This is a genomic window from Martelella alba (assembly GCF_005217455.1).
Lineage (GTDB): Bacteria > Pseudomonadota > Gammaproteobacteria > Enterobacterales > Enterobacteriaceae > Acerihabitans.
Window position 1 is genome coordinate 83,162 of the sequence record NZ_SZPQ01000021.1, and the last position, 23,465, is coordinate 106,626.

General features: G+C 56.2%; 21 protein-coding genes. 6 read left to right on the plus strand and 15 right to left on the minus strand.

Annotated elements, in window-relative coordinates; all coding sequences use genetic code 11:
* The first annotated feature begins 250 nt into the window (after nt 1–250).
* Together atoS and atoC are read left to right on the plus strand one after the other, a co-directional pair.
* Complete coding sequence (gene atoS, locus FCN80_RS15180; RefSeq protein ID WP_136991011.1) at nt 251–2,131, plus strand: two-component system sensor histidine kinase AtoS; 1,881 nt, start codon at nt 251–253, stop codon at nt 2,129–2,131.
* The gene (atoC, locus tag FCN80_RS15185; RefSeq protein ID WP_136991012.1) at nt 2,128–3,510 is read left to right on the plus strand and encodes an acetoacetate metabolism transcriptional regulator AtoC; all 1,383 of its coding nucleotides are present in this window, start codon (nt 2,128–2,130) and stop codon (nt 3,508–3,510) included. Before atoS ends, atoC begins: the two co-directional genes overlap by 4 nt.
* 27 nt (nt 3,511–3,537) lie before the next feature.
* Here atoC and FCN80_RS15190 read toward each other — a convergent pair whose 3' ends face one another.
* The 5 genes from FCN80_RS15190 to FCN80_RS15210 all read right to left on the minus strand — a co-directional run bounded on the left by FCN80_RS15190 (nt 3,538) and on the right by FCN80_RS15210 (nt 8,009).
* Entirely contained in the window at nt 3,538–4,263 is a 726-nt protein-coding gene (locus tag FCN80_RS15190) for an aspartate/glutamate racemase family protein (protein ID WP_136991013.1), read from the minus strand.
* The gene (locus FCN80_RS15195) at nt 4,253–4,801 is read right to left on the minus strand and encodes a GNAT family N-acetyltransferase (RefSeq protein WP_136991014.1); all 549 of its coding nucleotides are present in this window, start codon (nt 4,799–4,801) and stop codon (nt 4,253–4,255) included. The genes FCN80_RS15190 and FCN80_RS15195 overlap by 11 nt, the downstream gene beginning before the upstream one ends.
* A 71-nt stretch (nt 4,802–4,872) precedes the next feature.
* The gene (locus tag FCN80_RS15200) at nt 4,873–5,688 is read right to left on the minus strand and encodes a carbohydrate ABC transporter permease (protein ID WP_136991015.1); all 816 of its coding nucleotides are present in this window, start codon (nt 5,686–5,688) and stop codon (nt 4,873–4,875) included.
* Nucleotides 5,688–6,560, minus strand: a complete 873-nt coding sequence (locus tag FCN80_RS15205) for a carbohydrate ABC transporter permease (RefSeq protein WP_136991016.1) — start codon at nt 6,558–6,560, stop codon at nt 5,688–5,690. Before FCN80_RS15205 ends, FCN80_RS15200 begins: the two co-directional genes overlap by 1 nt.
* A gap of 48 nt (nt 6,561–6,608) precedes the next feature.
* Nucleotides 6,609–8,009 (minus strand): extracellular solute-binding protein, encoded by a 1,401-nt coding sequence (locus FCN80_RS15210; protein ID WP_136991017.1) that lies wholly within the window; start codon nt 8,007–8,009, stop codon nt 6,609–6,611.
* Between the two features lie 514 nt (nt 8,010–8,523).
* Between FCN80_RS15210 and FCN80_RS15215 the strand changes: the two genes are divergently transcribed.
* On the plus strand, nt 8,524–9,126 hold the full coding sequence (locus FCN80_RS15215) for a GNAT family N-acetyltransferase (RefSeq protein WP_230492698.1): 603 nt from the start codon (nt 8,524–8,526) through the stop codon (nt 9,124–9,126).
* Nucleotides 9,127–9,137: 11 nt separating this feature from the next.
* Nucleotides 9,138–10,229 carry an ABC transporter ATP-binding protein gene (locus FCN80_RS15220; protein WP_136991018.1) on the plus strand — a complete coding sequence of 364 codons (1,092 nt, stop codon included), beginning with the start codon at nt 9,138–9,140 and terminating at the stop codon, nt 10,227–10,229.
* A 132-nt stretch (nt 10,230–10,361) separates the two neighbouring features.
* Here FCN80_RS15220 and FCN80_RS15225 read toward each other — a convergent pair whose 3' ends face one another.
* A complete protein-coding gene (locus FCN80_RS15225; protein ID WP_136991019.1) occupies nt 10,362–11,510 on the minus strand; it encodes a Gfo/Idh/MocA family protein in 1,149 nt (382 codons plus the stop codon).
* Nucleotides 11,511–11,798: 288 nt separating this feature from the next.
* On the opposite strand from FCN80_RS15225, the gene FCN80_RS15230 reads away from it, so the two are divergent.
* Together FCN80_RS15230 and FCN80_RS15235 are read left to right on the plus strand one after the other, a co-directional pair.
* Nucleotides 11,799–12,695: a glucosamine kinase nucleotide-binding domain-containing protein gene (locus FCN80_RS15230; RefSeq protein ID WP_136991020.1), complete on the plus strand. Its 897-nt coding sequence runs from the start codon at nt 11,799–11,801 to the stop codon at nt 12,693–12,695.
* A gap of 32 nt (nt 12,696–12,727) precedes the next feature.
* Nucleotides 12,728–13,846, plus strand: a complete 1,119-nt coding sequence (locus FCN80_RS15235; RefSeq protein ID WP_136991021.1) for an ROK family transcriptional regulator — start codon at nt 12,728–12,730, stop codon at nt 13,844–13,846.
* A 48-nt stretch (nt 13,847–13,894) separates the two neighbouring features.
* Here FCN80_RS15235 and FCN80_RS15240 read toward each other — a convergent pair whose 3' ends face one another.
* The 9 genes from FCN80_RS15240 to FCN80_RS15280 form a co-directional block, all read right to left on the minus strand.
* Nucleotides 13,895–14,938, minus strand: a complete 1,044-nt coding sequence (locus FCN80_RS15240) for a threonine aldolase family protein (protein ID WP_136991022.1) — start codon at nt 14,936–14,938, stop codon at nt 13,895–13,897.
* Nucleotides 14,935–16,218, minus strand: a complete 1,284-nt coding sequence (locus FCN80_RS15245) for a dicarboxylate/amino acid:cation symporter (protein ID WP_230492699.1) — start codon at nt 16,216–16,218, stop codon at nt 14,935–14,937. The genes FCN80_RS15240 and FCN80_RS15245 overlap by 4 nt, the downstream gene beginning before the upstream one ends.
* A gap of 24 nt (nt 16,219–16,242) precedes the next feature.
* Nucleotides 16,243–16,872: a GntR family transcriptional regulator gene (locus tag FCN80_RS15250; protein ID WP_136991023.1), complete on the minus strand. Its 630-nt coding sequence runs from the start codon at nt 16,870–16,872 to the stop codon at nt 16,243–16,245.
* A gap of 277 nt (nt 16,873–17,149) precedes the next feature.
* Nucleotides 17,150–18,676: a sugar ABC transporter ATP-binding protein gene (locus FCN80_RS15255; protein WP_136991024.1), complete on the minus strand. Its 1,527-nt coding sequence runs from the start codon at nt 18,674–18,676 to the stop codon at nt 17,150–17,152.
* Between the two features lie 50 nt (nt 18,677–18,726).
* A complete protein-coding gene (locus FCN80_RS15260; RefSeq protein ID WP_136991025.1) occupies nt 18,727–19,950 on the minus strand; it encodes a sugar ABC transporter substrate-binding protein in 1,224 nt (407 codons plus the stop codon).
* Nucleotides 19,951–19,983: 33 nt separating this feature from the next.
* Entirely contained in the window at nt 19,984–21,024 is a 1,041-nt protein-coding gene (locus tag FCN80_RS15265) for an ABC transporter permease (protein WP_136991026.1), read from the minus strand.
* Entirely contained in the window at nt 21,021–21,683 is a 663-nt protein-coding gene (locus FCN80_RS15270; protein WP_136991027.1) for an ABC transporter permease, read from the minus strand. The genes FCN80_RS15265 and FCN80_RS15270 overlap by 4 nt, the downstream gene beginning before the upstream one ends.
* Nucleotides 21,599–22,024 (minus strand): ABC transporter permease, encoded by a 426-nt coding sequence (locus FCN80_RS15275; protein ID WP_136991028.1) that lies wholly within the window; start codon nt 22,022–22,024, stop codon nt 21,599–21,601. Before FCN80_RS15275 ends, FCN80_RS15270 begins: the two co-directional genes overlap by 85 nt.
* A gap of 63 nt (nt 22,025–22,087) precedes the next feature.
* On the minus strand, nt 22,088–23,137 hold the full coding sequence (locus tag FCN80_RS15280) for a HoxN/HupN/NixA family nickel/cobalt transporter (protein WP_136991029.1): 1,050 nt from the start codon (nt 23,135–23,137) through the stop codon (nt 22,088–22,090).
* Nucleotides 23,138–23,465: the final 328 nt, after the last annotated feature.

Below are 23,465 nucleotides of genomic sequence, written 5' to 3' on the forward strand. Positions count from 1 at the left end.
CACATTATTTTGCAATAGGGTTTTATACTTGTCATGCAGCAAACTGCCTGTTTTTTGCAGTGTTTGTTTACCCCAGTCACCTTGGTGAAAATGGTTGGTTTAGTGAAGCGCATATTGTCATGGCGGTGATGTGACTGAAGTCCCGAAATTAAAAACTCGGCAATGCCCTGGTAAATATTTCGCAAATCATTTCGAATTTATAAACCCCCCATGGCGCCAGGATGGCCAAAATGTTAAAAAGGTTGCGTGGATGAGTGAATTTTGTTGGTGGCATAAGCGGAAAGCGTGGCGAAATCTCAAAGTGGTGAAACTTGTTCACGACCAATTTTTAGGCACTTTGCGAAAGAAACTTATTTGCCTGGCCATCTTTATGGTATTTCTTCCAACGTTAATAATGGCCTTTTCAGTAGAAAAGCAAGGGCGTCGCAGCATGTTGGAGGAGAAGACCAGCAAGCTTTTCAGCGTCACCTATTTGCTGGATCAGGCATTGGGCGACGGCCTTGACCGGTATGCCGCGTTGCCGCGGCGAGAACGCATCCAGGCGTTGAACCGGGAGTTGGCTCCCGTCACGGAGAGAATTACCGCCGCCTTTCCCAATGTCGCCGCAGGGTATTATGATAAGGAACTGGACGCTATTATCACTTATGCGCCGCAAAAATATTATGCCAATAAAGTTGGCATGCGTATCGAAAACGATCATCCCGGCAGGATTGTCATGGCGCGCGGTAAACCCCTGATCCGCTCCGGACGTCAGGTAAGAGGGGATATCATGAATGCCATGGTCCCTATTTATCGCCATCAAAAAGTCGTGGGTTATATCTGGGCAAATGAACTTATCCATCACATTGATAAACAAGAATTGGCAATGGATTTGTCTATTTTTGGCGTTATCGGCAGTGGATTACTGTTAAGCGTCTTTCTGATAATTATTCTTTCACGGAAAATCACACAAGAAGTGGATATCATTAAAACCGGATTATATAACCTGCCCATTGATTTAAGAACCACCATCCCGCCCATGCATGGGGAAATGGGAGAAATATCAGACAGCATCAATACCATATCCCATGCCTTGCTTGAGGCGAAAACCCTCAATGAATTGATTATTGAAAGTGCCGCCGATGCGATCATTAGTGTCGATAATCAATGCCGTATCCGGATTTTCAACCCGGCCGCACAAGCCATTACCGGCTATGCCCTTGAAGACGTTCTGGGGAAACCCTATCCTGAAATTTTTAATAAAACCCATTTCAAAAGCCCCATTCTTGATACACTCAACTATGGTGTCACACACGTGGGTATTGAAGTCGATTATCCCGCCAAGCATAAAATGCTGTATATCAAAGCCAGCAGCAGCCAACTGTATAATTCTGATGGCCGGGTTATTGGCGCATTGGTTATTTTTACCGATTTGACGGCGCAAAAACAGATGCAGGACCAGATTGGCCGGGCGGAAAGATTGGCCGCGCTGGGGGAATTGGTGGCGGGGATTGCCCACGAAGTGCGAAATCCCCTGACGGCCATCAGTGGTTTTATACAGTATCTAAATGAAGGTGAAACTGAACCGCAACGGAATGCCTATTTCAAAATCGTCCGTAAGGAAATCGGGTCGCTGAATAAGCTTATTCAGCAACTGTTGGAGTTCTCCCGTCCCCACCCTCAGCACTATCAATGGGTGTCTATCAATATCTTGATCAAGGAAAGCCTGCTCTTGGTCAAATCACACGGGTTAGACAAGAAAGTGGATTTCAATTTGTCATTGGATGAGGGCCTGCCAAAAATTGAAGTGGATCCTCCCATGATTAAGCAAGTGATACTGAATCTGATCATTAACGCCATGCAATCCATCGCCAAAACCGGCAAGGTCGATATTCATACCGGGCTGAGCCCGGAGGGCTGGGTACGCATCAGCATTGAGGATACCGGCATGGGAATCATGCCCGACACGCTGGAGAAGGTCTTTACCCCGTTTTTCACCACCAAACCCACAGGGACCGGATTAGGCTTGTCCATCGCCCAGCGCATCACCTCCGCCCATGACGGCACCATTACCCTGCACAGCCAACCCGGCCAGGGAACGACCGTCGTCATTGCGTTACCTATCAGCAGCAATAACAGGAATCCATCATGAGCCAGCAGAACCGTATACTGATTGTTGATGACGAAGAGAATGTCCGCCTGATGCTGACAGCGGTATTTTCCCAAAACGGCGATACGATTTTGTGCGCCGACAATGGCGAACAGGCGATCGCGCTCTTTGTCGAGGAACAGCCGGATTTGGTGCTGATGGACATTCGCATGCCGAACATGAACGGTATCGAGGCGCTAAAACGTATGCATGCCATCCGCCAGGATATCCCGGTGATTCTCATGACCGCCTATGCCGCCGTGGAAACCGCCGTCGAGGCGTTACGTCTGGGCGCGTTCGATTATATCATCAAGCCCTTCGAGCTTGACGAGCTGAAACTGTTGATGGCGCGGGCTTTGCAATTACGCGATATGAAGTGCGAAATCAATTTGTTGCACAGGGAACTGTCAGACAGCTATAGCCATGGCCGCATCCTGACCAACAATCCCAGGATGATGGAGTTGTGCCGGTCCATCGCCAAGGTGGCGCAAAGCCACGCCAGTGTATTGATTACCGGTGAAAGCGGAACGGGCAAGGAGCTTATCGCCAAAGCCATCCATTACAATAGTCCACGGGCCAAAGGGCAATTCATCAAGGTCAATTGCGGCGCGTTACCGGAATCATTATTGGAAAGTGAACTGTTCGGTCATGAAAAGGGCGCGTTTACCGGGGCGCAGATGCAACGGCAGGGTTTATTCGAACGGGCGCATCAAGGTACGCTATTGCTCGATGAAGTCGGCGAAATGTCGCCGCAGTTGCAGGTAAAACTGTTACGCGTTTTGCAGGAGCGCGAGTTTGAACGGGTCGGCGGCAGTCAGACCATTAAAACGGATATCCGCATCGTCGCCGCCACCAACTGCGATCTGAAAAGTATGGTGGACCGTGGCGTGTTCCGCAGCGATCTCTACTATCGCCTGAACGTCATGCATCTGATGTCTTATCCGCTACGGGAACGTCCGGAGGATATTTTACTGTTGGCCAGGCATTTTTTGCAGAAATTCAGCGCGGAAAACCGCAAAGATATTCTCGGATTTGACATCAGCGCCATCAGTATCCTTGAGGATTATGACTGGCCGGGCAATGTGCGCGAACTGGAAAACGCCATTGAGCATGCCGTTATCATGAGTACCGGGTATGTCATCTTTTCCGATGACCTCCCGGAACAACTGGCGAGAAACAAAAATCCGCCCGCGGTGGGCGACAGCGCCATTATGCCGGCGGAACAAAACGTGAACTTGAAAGAGAGCCTTAAAAGTTACGAAAAATCGATTATTCTGCAAGCGCTGAGCGATAACCAGGATAATAGGGCGCAAACGGCGAAATCCCTGGGGATCAGCCGCCGCACATTGCTTTACAAGCTACAGGAGTATTGTATTGAATAACGGCGGATTCCACGGGGGTAGAGGCGCTTAGGCATTCAGTATGCCGACGTACTTGCTTATGGTTTCAATGGCCAGGCTTTCGGCGGTATCGATGATGCTGAACCGGCGGGAAGGTTCCACAAGCAACGGGCTGATATCCGTGCAGGCAACCAATACCGCCTCCGCCGCACTGCGTTCCAGTTCATTTTGCAGGTCGCGCCACAAGGCGAGAACCTGTTGATCTCGATACCCGGACGCTTTTATTCCCGCGATCAGGCTGGCGGTCATTTCATCGATGGCCGGCGAATGGACGACATCCTTGCCTGCTTCATGAAGCCGGTGGGCATAGATCCCGGATGAAAGGGTGGGTCGCGTGGCTAACAGCGCCACCCGCCGGGCCGTGTCCGGCAGTCTGTCTACGGCGCAGTCGGCGATATGCAGGATGTCCACGCCCTCGGCGGCGGCCCGCATATCATCGAAATAGGCATGGGCCAGATTACAGGGTACGGCGATGAACGCCGCGCCGACGTTGACTAAATCGGTTATGCCGGAACGCAGGCATTTTATCATGAGCGCGCGATCAATCTCCCTCCCCGGGTAAAACGGCGTGGGCAGCGAGATAATATGCATTCGGGGGAAATCCATATCATCCCGGGCGCCGTACTGCCGCTGGCACTGGGTGACCAGCATGTCGATGAACGGCGCCGTGGAGCGTGGCCCCATGCCGGCCAATACGCCTATCGTCGGCGCGGGGGGCGTTTCTTTACTTGTCATATTTCCGGTTCCATTCTTCACGGGTCAATTCCCAAAGCTCGGAATCAAGCGTGCCACAGACATAGTCTTTTTTTTCGGTTTTGATAAGACGCATGCCGCTCTTGGTGGAGATCCGTCTCGATGCCGCGTTTGCGCTGGCCTTGGGCACCCTCAGCACGGGTCGTTGCAAGGTGTTGAACCAGAAATCCGTCACCGCGCGACAGGCTTCGAACATAAAACCCCGGCCTTGAAATGCCGGCGACAGCCAAAACCCGCGATGATTATCGGTTTCGTCGGAGAGGTTGATCACGCCGATGATTTGCGCCGGAGAGGATTTCTGCCGTAATGTCCAATACCAGGCTTTCCCGGCAAGCATCGCCGGAAGGGCGACCTTTTCGATAAACTGCCGGGCGCCGTCGCCGGGGTAAGGCCAAGGCACAGCGGCGGTCAAATAGCGAACGATGTCCCATTGAGGGAAAATCAGCTGTATCTGCACGGCGTCTTGCGCCACCAGCGGGGGTAAAATCAATCGGTCGGTGGTGATAATCGGGATACCCATCGGCTATCTCCTTATTATCGATGGCGAGACATTATCATACTCTTGTGGCGCCCCAGATTAACACCCCGGCGTCATTTAACCGCGCCTTCGGTCACGCCGCTGATAAACTTGCGCTGAAACACCAGAAAAACCGCGATAAGCGGCAGTATGACTATCATGGCGCCGGCCATGAGCACGGGGATATCAATGGTGTTTTTATTCTGGAAAAACATCATACCGATGGGCAGTGTGCGCAGCTCATCTTTATTCACCAGAATCAAGGGGACCAGAAATTCGTTCCAGGTCCAGATATACAGCAGCAGGGCAAGGGTGGAGAGCGTCGGCCAAATGGAGGGAACCAGGATGCCCCAGAGCATTTTCGCCCGCGAGGCGCCATCCATCACGGAAGCCTCGACCAGTTCTTTGGGAACCTGGGCAAAGGCGGTGGCAATCATCAGCGTAGTAAACGGCATCGACATGGCGATTTGCGGCAGTATCAGCGCCAGGTAGGTATTGGTCAGCCCCATCCAGCGAAGCTCGTGGTAGAGCGGGATGATAAACGCTTCGCTTGGCAGTACCATTCCCAGCCCCAACAACGCGGCGAACAGTTTCTTGCCGGGAATTTTTAGCAGACCGAAGCCGAATCCCGCCAGGATGCCCAGTAAAATGCTGCCGATGACCACCGGAATCACGACCAATATCGAGTTGAGGAAGTAAACGTTAAAATGCCCCTGATGCCAGGCGGCGATGTAGTTGGCGAAATCGATTTTCGCCGGCAGCGTGAAGACGCCCTGAAAAAGCGCGGCCTGCGATTTAAAGGAGGTCATTAACGCCAGTAAGAACGGCAGTAGGGTCGTCAGGGCGAAAAGCCAGATAATCGCCCGCGGCAATAACGTTGTCCCTCGCATCAGTAGCGCTCCCGAATGGCCAGATGAATCAGGCCGTTAATCAGCAATACGACCATCATGCCGAATACCGCCACCGCGGAGGCATAGCCGAAATAGTGCAAATCAAATCCCTGTTTGTACATAAAGAGATTGGTGACCATGGTACTGGTGCCCGGTCCGCCTTGGGTCATGACATACACCAAATCGAAGGTTTTCAGGCTGGCGATAACGGTCAGCAGCAAGGCGATGCGGATTTCCGGGCGCAGCGATGGCAGGGTAATGCGCAGGAATTTTTGCCGCCGCGAGGAACCGTCCAGCTCGGCGGCTTCCAGCAATGAGGGGTCCATGCGTTGCAGCCCCGACATGAACAACACCAGGCAAAAACCGAAGAAATACCAGGTCGCCACAAAGCCCACGGCGGGGAGCGCCCAGGAAAAATCCCCCAGCCATGAGCGCGCGAAACCGGACAGCCCTATTGCCCGTAAAAACTGATCAATGGGCCCAAACGCCGGATTATAAAGCCAGCGCCACACCACGCCGAGCACCGCCATTGGCATGATGTAAGGCAGAAAGAAAAGAATGCGCAACAAACTGCGCTCGGTCTGATTGCGGGTCTCATAAAGAAAACTGCACAATGCCAGGCCAACGGCGATGGGGAACAGTGTGTAAAACAGCATTAAAAGCACATTGTTGCCCAGGGCCACCCAGAACACCGAATCGCTGAACATCCGAATGAAATTCGCCATGCCGGCGAATATCGGCATAGAGACGCCGTCCCAATGGGTAAAACTGATACCCAGCGACGCCAGTAGCGGAAAAAGCAAAAATAACGCATAGATGGCCAGCGCCGGGAGAATATAGAGCACATTGCGCCAATCGCCTTGATTCAACATGAAGACCGTCCGCGAAAACGCCCACCGTATCGCTACGGCGGGGCAGGATTAGTGTTTCACTGTTTTCAGGTAACTTTGATAGTCAGCGTCGAGCTTGGCCGCCAGTTGATCCGGCGTCAGGCGGTCCGCCAGCAGCAGTTGCACGCTCTGGTTCAGTTCAGCCAGCATGGTCGGCGTGGCCCAGTCCGCATAGTGGCCCAGCGCGTCATAGCGATTCAGCGTGCCCCAGACTTGATAAGCTTCGCCCAGAAGGGGGTTGTCGGCGGGGATTTTGGCGTCCTTGCTGGCGTTGGCCGGCAGAAAACCCGCTTGCAGCCAGCGATTCGCCATATCATCGGATACCACATAGTCGATAAATTTCGCCGCCGCATCCTGTTGTTCTTTGGTTTTCGCCGTATGGGTAATGGAAAAAGCCAGGTCGGTGCCGCCTTCGCTCAACGGATGGGCCACACCCTCGCCGGCCGGCATGGCGGTGAAGTGAATATCCTTATTACCCTTAAACTGTCCCAGGTACCATGTGCCGCTAATCAGAAAAGCGGCCTGGCCGTTCTGGAACAGCGCGGCGGCGTCGTCCCTGCCTATCCCTTGAAAACCATTAAACAGATAACCCTTTTTGTTCCACTCCTGCATCAGGGCGGCGGCCTTGATGAGTTTAGGGTCTTTGAAACTGCCGCCGACATCGTAAATCAGGTTATCCAGCTTTTGCCGCTGACTGCTATCGATTTGCGCCTGCCATACGCTGCTTAGGATCTGTTGTCCCATGTTGCCATCCAATAAGCCGAGCATCAGCGGGGAAATGCCCTGTTTTTTCAGTTTCGCCATGGCGCTTTCGAATTGCGCGAGCGTCTTGGGCACGGCGATCCCGGCTTTATCCAGCAGCGCTTTGTTATAATACAGACCGACCATTTCCCCCAGGCTTGCCACGCCATAAAGCTTGCCGGTGCCGAAATCCTGTTTATCCGACCACCGGTTGCGCTTAAGGATGGAAGAGGAAAAACGCGTCGTCCAGCCATATTGCCGGGCATAGCCGTCCAGCGGGCGGAGCAGATTGTCTTTCACCAGCGATCCCATATCGCCGCCGCCCTGGTTGACTTGGGCGATTTGCGGACCGTCGCCTCCGGTCAACGCCAGTTTGAGCGGAATGCGGGTGTCATCAAAAGAATGAACCGAACGCTGGAGGGTAATGCCGGGATTTTGTGCGCTGAACGCTTTAATTCCCGCGTCCATCGCCTCGGTCTGGCCCGGATAGTTATAAATGTCCCATTCTGACAATGTCACGGCGCCGGCCGAAGCGGCGCTGGCGCCGGCAATGAGGCCGGCCGCCAGCAAAGGGGCAAGACGTCGGACAGCGGCATGAGTGTGAAAAGTACTGCGGCGAGCATGAAATCGTGCGTAAAACCCTTCGGTAAATCGTGCATTGAACCGTGCGTTGAACCGTACGTTGAACATAGTGCCTTGCCTCTCCAAATGGGAAATCGCATCCCTTCCTCATGGCAACCGGGCATCCCGCCGATTGCCCAGGTGATTACCTAAGCAATATCATTACTTACTTTATGTAATAAAGAAAGTCAAACGCGATAAACGTAATTTGTCCAGACTGGGATTGCGCTCAAAAAGCGCGCTATCCTTTTTTGCGTTGCGGCGCGCCGTTTGCTTAACTGGATGAATTATTGGCATAAGTCGCTTTGCCTGTCCCAGGAATGTCTCGATGGATAGTTCGTTAACATGATGAAATAACATAGGAAAAACTAATATCTCCTTATTCGGTCGTTGTCGCGGGATGGCCGGCGTCCGCCAGGGCGTGCGGCTGTCGGGGTCACCCTCAAAAGGCGGGTCCCTGGGTAATAATAACTTGATCTGAAACCTGGGATTTTACGCTTAAAGATAATTATTCTTTCTTGAAAACTAAGTTGGCTTTATTTAACGTGGAGACTGTACCCATCCTGCACACGAAGAGACGGTTATGATGCTTACTGAAGCGGTGATCCGCCCGGCGCGGCCGGAAGACGAGCCCGCGCTATATGGTATATGCCTGCAAACGGCCAACGCAGGCGCCGATGCGACGGCCTTGTATTCCGACCCCGATTATCCCGGCCAGCGCTTTGTTATCCCCTATGTCCGGTTCGCGCCGCGTTTCGCTTTCGTGCTGGAGAGCGGCGGCCAGGTCATGGGATATGTGGTGGCGGCCCCGGATAGCGAGGTTTTTGAGCGGGCGCTGGCGCGACAATGGTGGCCGGCGCTGCGCGAACAGTACCGCGATCGCGTGGCCGAGGCGCCCCTGGATGATAAGGTGCTCGCCGCGATACGTCATCCGACGGCGCCTTCGCCGGCGCTGACCCGCCGCTGGCCCGCCCACCTGCATATCAATCTGTTGCCGCCGGCCCAGAAAGGCGGATGGGGGCGCAAGCTTATCGAAACGGAGCTTGACGCGCTGCGGCAGGCCGGTATTGCCGGCGTTCACCTTGGCGTTAGTTTGCAAAACGAACAGGTTTGCGGTTTTTATCAGCGGCTTGGCTTTGAACATGTGTTACGCGGCAACGCCATTTATATGGCGCAACGACTTTGACGGGGTAAGTCATGACTAGCCTTCAACTACGCAATGTTAAGAAATCCTACGAGCATGTGCCGGTGATCCAGGGCGTGGACCTGGAGATTAACAGCGGCGAATTCATCGTCTTTGTCGGCCCCTCGGGCTGTGGTAAATCCACGTTGCTGCGGATGATTGCCGGGTTGGAAGAGATAAGCGGCGGTCAATTGTTTATCGGCGGGGAGGACGTGACCCGTAAACCGGCCACCGAGCGCGGCATCGCCATGGTGTTTCAATCCTACGCGCTGTATCCCAATATGACGGTGCGCGCCAATCTGGCCTATCCGCTGGAAGTGGCGAAACGGCCGAAGGCGGATATCGCCGCCGCGGTGAAGGCGACGGCGGAAAAGCTGCATTTGACCGAATTCCTGGATCGTTTGCCGCGCGCGCTTTCCGGCGGCCAGCGTCAGCGAGTGGCCATCGGCCGCGCAATCATTCGCCATCCGCGTATTTTTTTGTTTGATGAGCCGCTTTCCAATCTTGATGCCGAACTGCGGCTACAAATGCGTATCGAAATCGCGCGTTTGCATACCTCGCTCGGCAATACCATGATTTATGTCACCCACGATCAACTGGAAGCGATGACACTGGCCGATCGCATCGTGGTGCTGCGCCACGGGCGCGTTGAGCAGGTCGGCACGCCGCTCGCCCTTTATCGCGATCCGGATAACCAGTTTGTGGCGGGATTTATCGGTTCGCCGAAGATCAATTTTCTGCGGGCGGAAGTGAGCGCAACCCGGCCGGGGGAGGTGCGGCTTCGGCTACCGGAGCTGGGTCTGGAGGGATTGACGCTGCCGATGGCCGTGGCGTGCCGGGAAGGGCAGCCTCTCCAGTTGGGTATTCGCCCTGAGCATTTCTTCTCTGTCGAATCGCGGCCGTCGGCGCTGTTTTTCAGCGCGCGGCTGTCGTTCACCGAAAAACTCGGCCATACCAACTATCTCTATCTGGACATCGGTCGGGAGTCGTTACTGGTGGTTGAATCCCGCGGGGAGCAACATGCCGGGTTGGGCGATGCGTTGCGCTTTGCCATCGTGCCGGAACATTGCCTGCTGTTCGATGAAGAGGGCGGGCGACTGAGATAACGGCGCCGGCGCCGGCTTGATACCCCCCGTGTTCAACAAGGGACCGGCCTAAAAGGCCGGTCAATGCGTGTTCCCAAGGGTGAACGCCGACTCATAAGGGGAAGGATGAGTCATAGGGTTAAGGTAGGTCCATCACCGCCCTAAATGGGCGTCAAAAGCCTGCCAGCTCTGAGCGAGATCGATAACCGAGCGGGTCTTGCGCGCTTCATCGATTTTGATGGCGGTCAGGCCGGCTTCCAGCGCGTCAATGACGGACACTTTCAACGGCGTCTGCCGCGCAATATGTTTGACCACCTCCGCCGCCATCAGCGCATCCGCGCCATAATGCCCGTCATAGGCATTGCCCGCATAGGTGGTATCCACTTCCCGCGCGCCGGTACGCGCGTTGTGCACGCGGAAATAATTACGCACGAAATCCCCCTCCGCCATGCCGTCGGTGCCCATCACGCAGAAACGGCGGAACTCATCCGGGACATTGAGGTTGGTGTGAAAAGCCAGGGTGGCGCCGTGGGCGTATTCGATAAGCGCGGTCTGGTAATCGACGATATCCGCGTCGCTGTCGAATACCGCCTCGGTACTGGACCAGCCGCTGGGCTTGATATGATAAACCTCGGATTGGGCGGTTACGGCGCCATGGGGCGCGTGCTGCGGGGTAAACGATTTACGGCCGCCGAAACTGGCGACGCGCGCCGGCCGTTCGCCGATTAATCCCTGGTAAAGGTCGATATCGTGGCAGCATTTCTCCAGAATATAGGGTCCGGCATATTTTTCGTAACGGCGCCAATCCCGTTGAAAAAAAGCGCCGTGATAGGGCTTGATATGCTCGGTGGCTTCAATGGAGGCGATTTCCCCCAACTGTCCTGCGTCGCGGGCCGCCAACAGGTCGCGGTATAATGGGGAGTAGCGCAGCACCAAGCCCACCAGGATGCGATCCTCCCCGTACTGCCGCACCAAATCCGCCATCGCCAGGGTCTGTCGCTCATCCGTGACGACCGGTTTTTCCGTAAACACCTTATAGCCGGCGTTCAGCCCAAGCCTGACGTGTTCAAGATGCATAAAATTAGGCGATCCCACCAGCAGCAGATCGGCGTCCCCGGCGTCCAGCAGCGCCTCGATGCTGGCGTAGGCCCGCCCCGGCGCGATGCCGAACGTGTGCAAGTTGGGTAAACCGGCCGGCGAGGGATCGAAGTAGCCGGTTATGGAGAAATCGGGATCGGCATCGCGGAACTCTTTCACCACATTGGACAGGCGGAAACCCAGTCCGATGATTCCAACTTTCATGTTTATGCCCCTGAAGAAAATGCATGAACGGTCGCTGACGGGCGACGACATTGCGCCCATAGGCAAGACGGCGATAATCTATGCATCAACTTATTACGACAAAAAAACTAATGTCAATAATATTATCATATGCATTTTTATGAATTTAATATAATTTATTGAAAATAATCTATTAATATCAAATTCGAATATGTGTAATTTCTTTTCTATTGCGATTTAAGTGTTTTTACCCTATCTTTCGCTCATCTGCCATTGCCTGCTGACGCAGGTCTTCGCCGGAGGAAAAGGGTGCATCAAGTTTATCTGCTGGGCATCGATGGCGGCGGCACCCATTGCCGCGCTCGCCTGACCGACCCGCAAGGGCATATACTGGCGCGGGCGCAAGGGGGCTCCGCCAATGTATTCAGCGATTTCGGCGGGGCGACCGCGGTTGTCGAAACGCTGGTGGGCGAGGTTTTCAGGCAGGCCGGGCTGCCTCAAACGGCGTTCCGCCAGACCACCTGCGTGGCCGGTCTGGCGGGCGCCAATGTGCCCTCGGTCGCCCGGGCGCTGGCCCAGTGGCGTTCACCCGCCGAAGGTTTTCATTGTTGCTCGGATGTGGAGATCGCCTGCATGGGAGCCCATCAGGGGGCGCCGGGGGCCGTTCTGGTTCTGGGCACCGGCAGCCAGGGGGCGGCGTGGGATGGCGAGCGCTTCAATCTGGTGGGCGGATGGGGATTTGTTCTAAGCGATCACGGCTCCGGCGCGGATTTGGGGCGGCGCGCGCTGCGACAGGCGCTACTGGCCCATGAGGCGGTGATTGCCGCCACGGGGCTGACACGGCAATTAATGGATGAATTCAATAACAGCGCCGAGACCTTGCTGCTTTGGGCGCGCCGGGCGACCCCCGCTGACTGGGGGCGGTTTGCGCCCGCCATTTTCGCCGCGGCGGGCGAGGGGGACCGTGTCGCCGCATCGCTTATCGCCCGTTCCGTCAGCGACATTGAATTGCTGATCGCGAAACTGGAATCGGTGTGCCGCGGGCGAATAGTGTTAATGGGCGGGTTGGCGGCGCCGATTCTCCCCTGGCTGCCGGACGCGACGCGCGATAAAATCGTGCCGGCGCAAAGCGATGCCCTAAACGGGGCCTTGCTGATGGCGCGTTATTATGCCGGCGTGGGGAGGCCTGGCCGGTCATTATGTTGAATCATGCAGCTACTCCATATCGGAAGAGGACTATGACGGCGCCGAATGTCACCGTACGGATATTAAGGCTTATCGCCGAGCACTCGCCCATCAGTCAATCCGATCTTAAGCTGCGCAGCGGTCTGAGTATGTCCACGGTGTCCCAGGCCGCCAACCGACTGCTGGCCAATGGGGTCATCCATGAGCTTGGGCTTCGCCGCGTGTCCATGGGCCGGCCGAAGATATTGCTCGGTCTCAACGCCGGTTATACCCACGTCATCGGCGTTCAGCTTAACGCTGAACGCAATGTGATCGTGATGACCGATTTAACGGGTAACTTGCTGGATGAGCAGCAAATTCCCTCCGGTTCGATCACGCCGAAACAGCTTGGCGATGCCTTGGCGAAATTCCTGCGCACCGTCGATGACAAGCCCATCGGCGCGATAGGTCTCGCTTTGTCCGGACTGGTGGATCCCGACAGCGGGACTTGCGTGCGCTCACGGGTGATGGATTGGGACGATGTGCCCATTGCCCGTCTTCTGGAAGCGCGTTTTTCCCTGCCCGTGTTTATTGAAAACGATGCCAATGCGCTGGCGATGGCGGCGCTGGTTTTCGGCCAGTTGGGCAACGCCAGTTCCGCCATTATCGCCACCTACGGCAAAGGGATCGGCGCGGGTATTTTGCTGGATCGGCGGCTTTATCGCGGCCGGCACGGCCAGGCGGGGGAAATCGGCAACGCGCCTTTGGGCGACGGCTCGCATCGGCTCCTGGAGGAGGTGGCGTCTTCCCAGGCCATTCTTGATCAAGTGGCCGCGTTGGGGGGAAAATCCCCGTCCACGTTGCAAGAGCTTGATAAGCGGCCCGGCGAAGACGTCTTCGCGATCCTCGCCACGGCCGCCGAACATCTGGGCATGTCGCTGGCCGGCTTGTCAGTGGCTTTTGACCCGGATGTGGTCTTTTTGGCCATGGAGCCGAATATGGCCTCGCGCATTTTGCTGGATCGGATCACGCAAAGTTTTCAGGCCTATCGCCTGAAACTGACGCCGCAACAAACCCCGTTGCGCTTTCTCACCGACTCTAATCGGATGTGGGCGCTCGGCGCCTGCGGGTTCGCCGTCAACCGGCTATTGGATATCCTCGCCGCCGAGGCGGACGACGGGGCGGCGGAGTAACGCGGCGCCGCCGGCGCCGCCGCCGGGATAAACCTCCGTCCGTCCGGGTTATGTCAGGGTCGGCGGCAGGGCGCGGAACGCGGCGACGATCTCCGGTATTTGCGTTTCGGCCACCAGACGATGCGTTACCAGTCGCAGCACGCCGGGCCGGGCGGCGCGACAGAGCACGCCTCGGCGCGACAGGCCGTCCACCCAGCGTGCGGTATTGTCCGGCGCGGCAGGGCAGACCGCCACTTGCAGGATATTGGTTTGCGGCGGTGTTTCCTCCACCAGGCCGGCGTCCAGATCCCTAAGTCCTTGCCATATCAGGCGCGCCGTCCGATGATCGTCCGCCAGCCGTTCGATGCCTTGCCTCAGCGCCACCAACCCGGCCGCCGCCATGATGCCCGCCTGGCGCAAGCCGCCGCCCAGCATGCGCCGGAAGGTTCTTGCCCGCTGGATAAAGGCCGTATCGCCTGTCAGCAGCGACCCCATGGGCGCGCTTAGCCCCTTGGACAAGCAGAAGGTCATGCTGTCGGCATAACCGGCGATGTCCGTCAGGCCGACGCCCAGCGCCACCGCCGCGTTGCAGGCGCGCGCGCCGTCCATATGCACCGGTACGCCGGCGGCCTGGCTTAATGCGCGGACCTCGGACAGATAGTCCAAGGAAAGCGCCCAGCCGCCGGAATGATTATGGCTGGTTTCCACGCACACCAGGCCGGTGGCGCCGCCATAGCGGGAGTAGCCGCCGCGCAGACGCGCCGCCAGTCGCGTCAAATCCATTTCACCCCGCCGGGACGGCAAGGCGACGCAAAACAGACCGGCCAGGCAAGACAGGCCGCCCGCCTCGGACAATGCCATGTGGGATTGCTCGTCGACGATCGCCTCCAGGCCTCCCCGTTGATTATGGGCCAGGGCGGCGATGACATTGCCCATGGTGCCGCTGGTGACAAACAGCGCCGCGGGTTTGCCGGTCAGCTCGGCGCCGCGCGTCTCAAGCTCGGCGACGGTGGCATCGCCCTCCAGCGTGTCGTCGCCCAGCGTGGCGTCGCGCATTGCCCGCCACATGTCGTCTGTCGGGGTCGTGACGGTATCGCTGCGCAAATCAATCATCCGAGTTCGCTCCTTGCCGGCAGCGGGGCGGCGTCCTGCGCCTCTTCGCGGGGGACGTCGGCCAGTTTCATGACCAGCTTGACCGCCACGGTATTGCTGATGACATTAATGGCGGTGCGCCCCATGTCCAGAAACGCGTCGACGCCGGCTATCACCGCCAGGGCTTCCACCGGCACGCCGATGGTGCTCAGTACCATCGCCACGGCCACCAATCCTCCCGAAGGGACGTTGGCGCTGCCTTTGCTGGCCAGGGTCGTTACCAGAATAATGGATAACAGGGTCGGCCAATCCAGGGGGACGCGATAGGCGTCGGCCAGAAAACCCACCGCCAGGCCAAAGTACAAAATCGACCCATCGCGATTGAAGGCATAGCCGAGGGGCAGCACCAGGGAGGCTAAACTTTTCGGTACGCCATGGGCGATGAGTTTTTCCATGTGCAACGGCAGGGTCGCCTCTGACGAGCGAGTGGCGAACGCCAGCAGAAAGGGTTCGCTGACCTCGCGAAATACCTTGACCGGCCGCTCGCCGATGGCGCGCAGGATCACCGCGAAAAACACCAGCAGCAGCGCCAGTCCCAGATACATCACACCCACCAGCTTGGCGAGCGCCAGCAGGGTACCGACGCCCTTGGTGGCGAACAGCCAGGCGATAATGGCGAAGATGGCGATGGGCGAGAGGGAAATGACCCAATCGGTGATTTTGAATACCGCGCCCATCAATGCGTCCAGAACATTCACCAGCGGGCGCGCGCGTTCGCCGATAGCGGACAACGCCAAACCGAGCAATACCGCGAACACCAGTACCGGCAACAGGTTATTCCCGGACATGGCCACCACCAGATTGGCGGGGATCATATCCAGGAAGAATTTGGTCCAATCCACCGAGACGGCGATATGCGCCGGCAAACTGCCGTGTTGCGAAAGGTCGGCGCCGGCGCCGGGGTGGAACATGGCGTTTAGCCAAAGGCCGATGGCCACGGAAAAGATTGTGGCGATGAAAAAGTAAATCATGCTGATAAGCGAGACCCTGCCCAGCCGGCTGACGCTATTGCCCATCTGGTAGATACCCAGCGTAATGGCGGTAAACACCAGCGGCACCACGATCATTTTTATCGCTTGAATGAAAGCGGTGCCTATGGGCTGCAAGCCGGTGGCGATGTGCGGCGCCAAAAAGCCCGTCAGCGCGCCGATGATCAAGCCCAGCAACATCTGGATCGGCAAGGGTATACGGCGCCGGCGGACCGATGCACAGGAAGGGGAACTCGCGTTACGGGTTGTCATGGGGTCAACTCCCGGGTAAACAGGTCAAGGTTGGATAAGCATCATCAAACGGGTGCTCATGGCATGTTGCAGATGGTCCTGCATCTTTTGCCGGGCGACATCGGCCTGGCGGTCGGTAATGGCGGCGATAATATCCAGATGCTCGCCAACGGCGACCCGGGTCCGGCTCGGGTCGTAATCCTTCAGTCCCTGCAAGGCCAGCCCGCTTTGCAGACGCAAATTCTCATACAGATGCGCCAGCCGCAGGTTACCGGTCATCCGGAACATTTCGTCATGGAATCGCCAACCCAGCTGTTGCGCCGCGGCAACATCCATGTGCGGGGCCTCCGCCAGCTGGCGCAGATCGTCGGCGATGGCATACAGTCCGGCGGGGTCGCCCCGTTGAGCGGCCAAACCGGCGGCGGCGCTCTCCAGCGCCAACCGTAATTCATGGATTTCCTGCAAATCGCCCAAGGTCAATTGCCGCACAAATGTGCCGCGCATGGGGGAGACTTCCAGCAGACCTTCTTGGGCGAGCATCCGGATGGCTTCCCGCACGGGCATTCGGCCGACGCCGAACAATTGGGATATGCCCCGTTCCGATACCGCCTCGCCGGGGCGCAACTCGCGATCCACGATCATCTGGCGTAGGCGCAGATAACTTTCATTTTCCATACTGGGTAGCCAATTGGTTGTCCACTGGTATACCAGTTAAAGCAAGTTGAGGGCCAATTCATGACCAAAGACGATAAGGATTTTTAATTCACTGATTTTTATCGGCTAAAAGCGATTCAACATGAAACCCTTTACCGCGCCGGATCGCCATGGGGGGAGGGATGATCCGTTTTGATGCGCGCGACGGCCGCAAACGCACTTTCATGGTGCGGCCGCCCTTCTCCATGAAGCCATACAAAGCCGCCGCAATGGCGCTGGCAGGTAACGAAGAATTACCTTACTCCCCGCCGCTGATAGGGGCGGGCGCATGGCCTGTCATCAACGCCATCATCCGGCCCTCGTCCATCTCCTTGCGCGCCAGATTCGCCGCGATATGGCCCTGATATATCACCAGACAGCGATCCGTTAGCGCCCGGAGTTCCAATAGATCGGAAGAATACACCAACACGGCGCCGCCCTCGTTGACAAACCGTCGGATGGCTTGATAAATCACTTCCTTCGTCCCCACGTCGACGCCACGGGTCGGGTCAAACAGCAGTAAGATTTTCGCCCCTGACAACAGTGCGCGGGCAATCAACGCTTTTTGCTGATTACCGCCGGATAAATTGCCTATTTTGAAATTCAGATAACGCGGACTGAGTTCAACATAAGGCGAAACCGCATGAATGGCGTTTTTCTCTGCATTGGCGCGCAATATCCCCAGTCGGCTAAAGCGCGAAATAATCGATTGTGTCATGTTGGCGGCGGTTGTTAATGCGGGGAAAATACCTTCGCTTTTGCGATCCTCCGGCACAAAAGCGATACCCCTTTTATGCAACGCCTCACGCGGGCTGCGTAAAACGACCTCTTTATCCCCAAGTAAAATCTGTCCTCCACTGGTGCCCGCTATCCCGGCCAGCGCGCGAAATAACTCTCTTTGTCCCTGGCCCTCAAGCCCGGCCAAACCAAGGATTTCGCCATCGCGCAGTTCAAACGACACATCGCGAAACCCCGGTCCGCAGATATCGTTGGCGAGCATACACGGACGCTGAGCCGGCCGCTTTGCCGCAGAGACACGGGTGGTTTGCGATGCGCGGCGACCGACCATCAATTCGAAAATGTCTTCATTACCGACTTCATCCAGATCCATCGTGGCGATGCTGTTGCCGCTACGCAGGACCGTGGCATGCGTGGCGATCTCGCGAATCTCCGCCAGGCGATGGGAAATATATAATACCGCCGTACCTTGAACGGTCAGACGGTGGATAAGTCGGAACAACCATTCCACATCCGTCAGCGCGCCAGTCGGTTCGTCAAGTATAAGCAGTTTGGGGCGCAGATGCATTGCCCGCACGATTTCCACTCGTTGCCGTCCCGCCAGTGACAAACTTGCCACGTCCGCGTCTGCGGGGATGTCATGGATATCATGTCGGGCCAGGATCGCCAGGGTTTCGCGGCGCATGCTATTTTTCGCCGGCAATCCCACGGCATTTTTCAAGGCGTGCGGTAGATAAAAATTTTGCGCTACGCTCAAATTGGGAATCAGGCTCAATTCCTGGAATGCCGTACTGACGCCAAGGGTACGGGCGTGGAGCAGAGAGCGCGGTGCATACTCGCGGCCTTCCATAATAATCTTTCCCGCGTTAGGGGATACCACGCCGGAAAGAACTTTGACCAGGGTCGATTTCCCCGCGCCGTTTTCGCCTAAAATGGCGTGCACACGTCCTGGTTGCAGAGTCATCGTGACGCTTTCGAGTGCCACCGTGGCACCGTAGGATTTGGCTACCGCGCAAAGGCGGATCCCGTTCGACTGGGAGTTTTGCATAGACAGCTCCTCCGCCCGATGGCGATAAGCCATCGGACTATTCAACGATATCAGGGGGTAACGGTCGGGGTCACCTTGGTGAGCTTGTATTCATCCGGCGGGGCCTGACAATGATCGCAATTGATGCCTGGTTCATCGGGCGCTCTCACAATTTGCGCGGGTAACGGCTGTATCGTGGTTCCTGGCGTGGGAATGCCTTTGAGCGCCGAATTAAGCGACACTTCCGGCAAATATACCGGATTATAGATTTCCGTTGAAAAACCTTCCGGTACGCTGTCGGCTGGAAAAACATTGCAATTGGCGGTGATCTTGCCGTCCTGACACATTTTCACCTGGTCCGCTTTCACCCAGGGAAGGGGATACTCGATATTGGTGGGCGGCAGCTTACGTTTGCCGGTCAATACTTCCATCATCAGCTTGAATGCGTAGCCCGCGGTGGCTGGCGGTGAACCGGCCGAGACGCCGTTTAGTCCGCGGGCGCGATAATCCTTGTTTAGAAAGCCTAAACGGAAGCCATTCATGTTTTCGCCCATGATGGGCAGCATTCGGCCCTTCCGGTCTGCCACAGCGTTCAGCACGCCTGCTTCGCCAAGCTCGGACCAGATGCCGTCGACATCCGGATGCGCGGCCAGCGCTTTGGCGGTCTCACGCTGGCTGATGCGGTCGTCCCAATAGCCATAATATTCCGAGACAATATGAATATTCGGATATTGTTTAAAGATGTGCATCGCGCCGTCGTAATGCCGCTTATCCACCGAGGTTCCCGGCACGCCGCGGTTCATGAATATTTTACCCTTGCCACCTAATTCATTCACCAATTCTTGAGCCATATTTTCACCCGCGCCTGCGGTGATATAACTTATATTGTATGCGCATTTTTCTGTAACAGTAGAATCGAACATAAAAAATTTAACCCCCTGGCTACAACCGCGACGGATAACCCGATTGAGCGCAGTGGGTGAAATGGGAAAACTGATTATACCGTCCGCTTTAGCGGCGATCATGCTCTCATAGGCGGAAATCTGCGCCTGTGGATCGGTGCCGGAGATGACTTCCGTTAAATCTACCATTTTATCATAAGGTGGTGTTTTTGCGAGTGACTTGATGATATTTGCAGTTTCACTCATCCAGTTATTCCCGCTATAGCTTAAGCTGAGAAAAATTTTATATTTTTTGTGTGGCTCATCGGCATAAACATGAGAAAATACGCCGGACAGAATTATAGCGGCGACAGCCGAGGTCGCACATTTTTTTAAACGTGTTTGCAAAGACATATTGACTCCAGATAAAAATACTTGTGTTGAGGGCTAAATTGTTTTTCTGCTGAAATAATCCATTTTTTTCGACAAAATAAAAATGGAGTTGATAGAACCGGTTTGAAATATCAGCGCTACCATGATAATGGCTCCAGAGACAATCAATCTCCATCCTTGATCCAATCCGGTGGCCGCGATAATGGAATCCACCGTGGTTAAAAACAGTGACCCCGCCAATGTGCCGACAAACGTCCCCCTTCCGCCCAAAATGGACGAGCCGCCGACCACTACAGCAGCGATAGAGGGCAATAAATACGGATCGCCCATGCGCAAAGTCGCGCCATCGGAATAACCGGTGAGCAGGGCACCGCCGAGCGCGGCGCATAGCCCGCTGATGGCATAAGCGAGCACCGTCACCATGCCGACCGGCAGTCCGCTGAGACTTGCGGCGCGGCTATTGCCGCCGAGCGCATAGAGATGCCTGCCGAAAACAGTGTGTCCCTGAATGAGCAGCGCCAACAGACTAAAGGCTGCGAAAAACAGCAAAATGCATGGAATGCCAAGCCAATTGCCTTTAACCAATGTGGTGAGCTGGTGCGGCGATGCGCCGAGCGTGCTGCCGCCAGTGGCGCCAAGCGCCAGCGATGCCACGATAATTCCGGCGCCCATAGTCATGATAAAAGGTGGAATGCGCAGCAACGCGACGCCGAGGCCATTAACGGCGCCAATGGCGCCAGCGGAGAGCAAAATAAGCGGCAACATATACGCGGCGTCCTGTCCGTCGCCGCCGATAACGCCGGCGGACATGACTCCGCCGTACATAAACAGCGAGGCTACTGATAAGTCCATCCCTCCGGATAGGATAACCAGCCCCTGACCGAAAGACACCACCAGGAGAAAAGAGGCGAGGGTGATTATCATCATCACCTGGGACCAGGAACCCAGCGCCGGGCTTAACAAGCGCGAGGCTATAATTAACGCGGCGGTGAGCGCCATGAGCAGCGCCGGCGCAATCAGCTCGGTATTGAAGCGGCTTGCTCTGCGTGTATCGTGACGCAAGCCCTCCTCAACGGTTAATGCGGTTTTGTTCATGAGGGCGCTCCTCTACGGCCGGGACGGCGGTTGATCAAACGGCTGGCGGCAATCGACACAATGAGCAGAACGCCCTGGAAAAAGCCGATATAAAACGAAGAGACACCCAAGGCGAACAGCATCTTCTGCATAAGCAGTAATACCGCCGCGCCCACCATCGAGCCGAGGGCGCCGCCGCTTCCGCCGGCCAGACTGGTGCCGCCGAGCGCCACTGCGGCAAAAGATAGCAACAGGAAGGGTTGACCGGCATTCGGGTCGCCGGTGGCGGTTTGCGCACTGAGCATAAAACCGGCGGCGCCATAAAAACAGCCAGCCAGGATAAAGGCCTTACAGCGGGTCCATTTTACCGGGATACCGGAAAGCCCCGCCGCCGTCTCATCCGCGCCGATGGCATAAATCGCCGTGCCGGTGTCGGTATGTTTGACAAACCACCACACCAGCGCGAAGCCCCCTAAAAAGAGAGCGGATACTGGCAAGGTATGCCATAGGGTATCAGTCAGCGTGTCACTGACGAATCCCGCCACGCTGCCGCCCGGTACCGGCAACAACAATAACGCGATACCCTGCCCGATAATCATGGTACCGAGAGTGGCGGCGATGCTTTGTATGCCCCGATAGGCGACCAGATAACCGTTGAGCAGGCCGAGCAGGGAAGGCACAGGAGCAAGCTATAGCCCGCGCCGATCGGGCCTTCGAAGGGGAAAACCGCCACGAGGACATTGGCGATGGAGATCACCCCCGCCAGGGACAGATCAAAACCTTTCGATAAAACCACCAGCGTCTGTCCGGCCGCCGCCAGCGCCAGCGGCGCGGCATTATTCGACAGGTTGGCGATGGCGTAGGCGCTAAATGCTTCCGGTTCTGACCAGCCGTAAAGCAGGTACATCACCACGTAAACCAATACTATCAAAACGACACCATTGGGTGCGGGAACACCTCTTTTTGCGGGCTGAGGGGCGCCCGGGGTCTTGGGATCAAGACCCTGCGACAACGAACTCATAACCGAGCTTCCTATAAGTTGTGGTGGAATCCGATGGTATCGGACGTCAGCGCTGATCGCCTATCACGGTTCGTCAAAGCGGATATCCACATGGTCGTATCCCTTTAAGCGATAAATCATGGCGGAAATAAGCCAACTACCGAGAAACAACGCGATAATGATGTACCCCAGCGTATTGAAATTACCCGTTAAGGCTTGGATATCGCGCCAGAAGGAACTGGTGAATGCCATCTTTTCCGACAGCAGGCTGAGAATTTCGACGCCGCCGATAAAAAACGCCACGACAACCGACATAAAGGTAATGGTCAGATTGTAATAGAGTTTACGGATAGGACGAACGTAGGCCCAGCGATACACCCTGACCATAAGCAGACCGTCCAGGGTATCCACCAGCATCATGCCTGCGGTGAAAAGCGCGGGCATCACCATGATGTTAAAGAAGGATATACCCCCAACCGCCTGCGATGAGGAAAGCCCGAACAGGGCGATTTCAGTGGCGGTATCGAAACCGATGCCAAACAGAAAACCGATGGGAAACAGATGCCAGGCATGGGATACCAACCGGAACAACGGGCGAAAGAAGCGAGCCAATATACCGCGGCGGTTAAGCAGGATATCCAGATCTTCCGATGCGACGCTACCACCGTTTCTAACCTGGCGGAAGGTTCGCCACACGGAGATCAGAATCAGTAGATTAGCGACGGCCAGCACCAGCATAAATCCGGCCGATGCCAGCGTGCTGATAAGGTTACCGATCGCTTTGGCGTCCCCCAGCGCGTTATCCAGTGCGCTGGCCGTCCATGCGACGAACAAACAACTGATGATCACAACCGATGCGTGACCGAGCGAAAAGAAAGCGCCCGCGCTGTCGGCGGAACGTCCGTCCTGCAACAGTTTGCGTGTGGCGTTATCAATGGCGGCGATGTGATCGGCATCCACCGCGTGGCGTAAGCCGAACATATAAGCGAGCAGGGCGGTGCCCAACAGCGCCGGCTGGTGCCGAAAAGCAAAGTAGGCCCAGCACCAGGCCAGGAGGTTGATGATGATAATGCCCCCGCATAGCCCTTTCAGGCGTGGCGGAAACGACGTCAGGCGGAATGGGGCGCTCTTCATTGATAATCACCTGCTTAAATGTTGTGGACATGGTGTTAAGCTTGCGCAAGTTTCGCCATCCATGGCGGTCGGGTTGTCTCCTATCCGCGTCCGGGATCGATGGTAATCGGCGTTGGCGCCTCTGCCCGTCCATGCCCATGGACATGGCGATGGGCGTCGGGAAAAGGTCTTTCCGCATCCTTGATCGCCCGGCAGGGATCGATGATGTGCGCGACTCTTTGCAATAAGACGGGTTGCCCATGTGGAGTGTTGATGAGTAGGCCCCCTGCGAAACCAGACAGTAGAAGTCTCTTAACTTAAGAGATAGGCTTGGATACATGTCTAACAC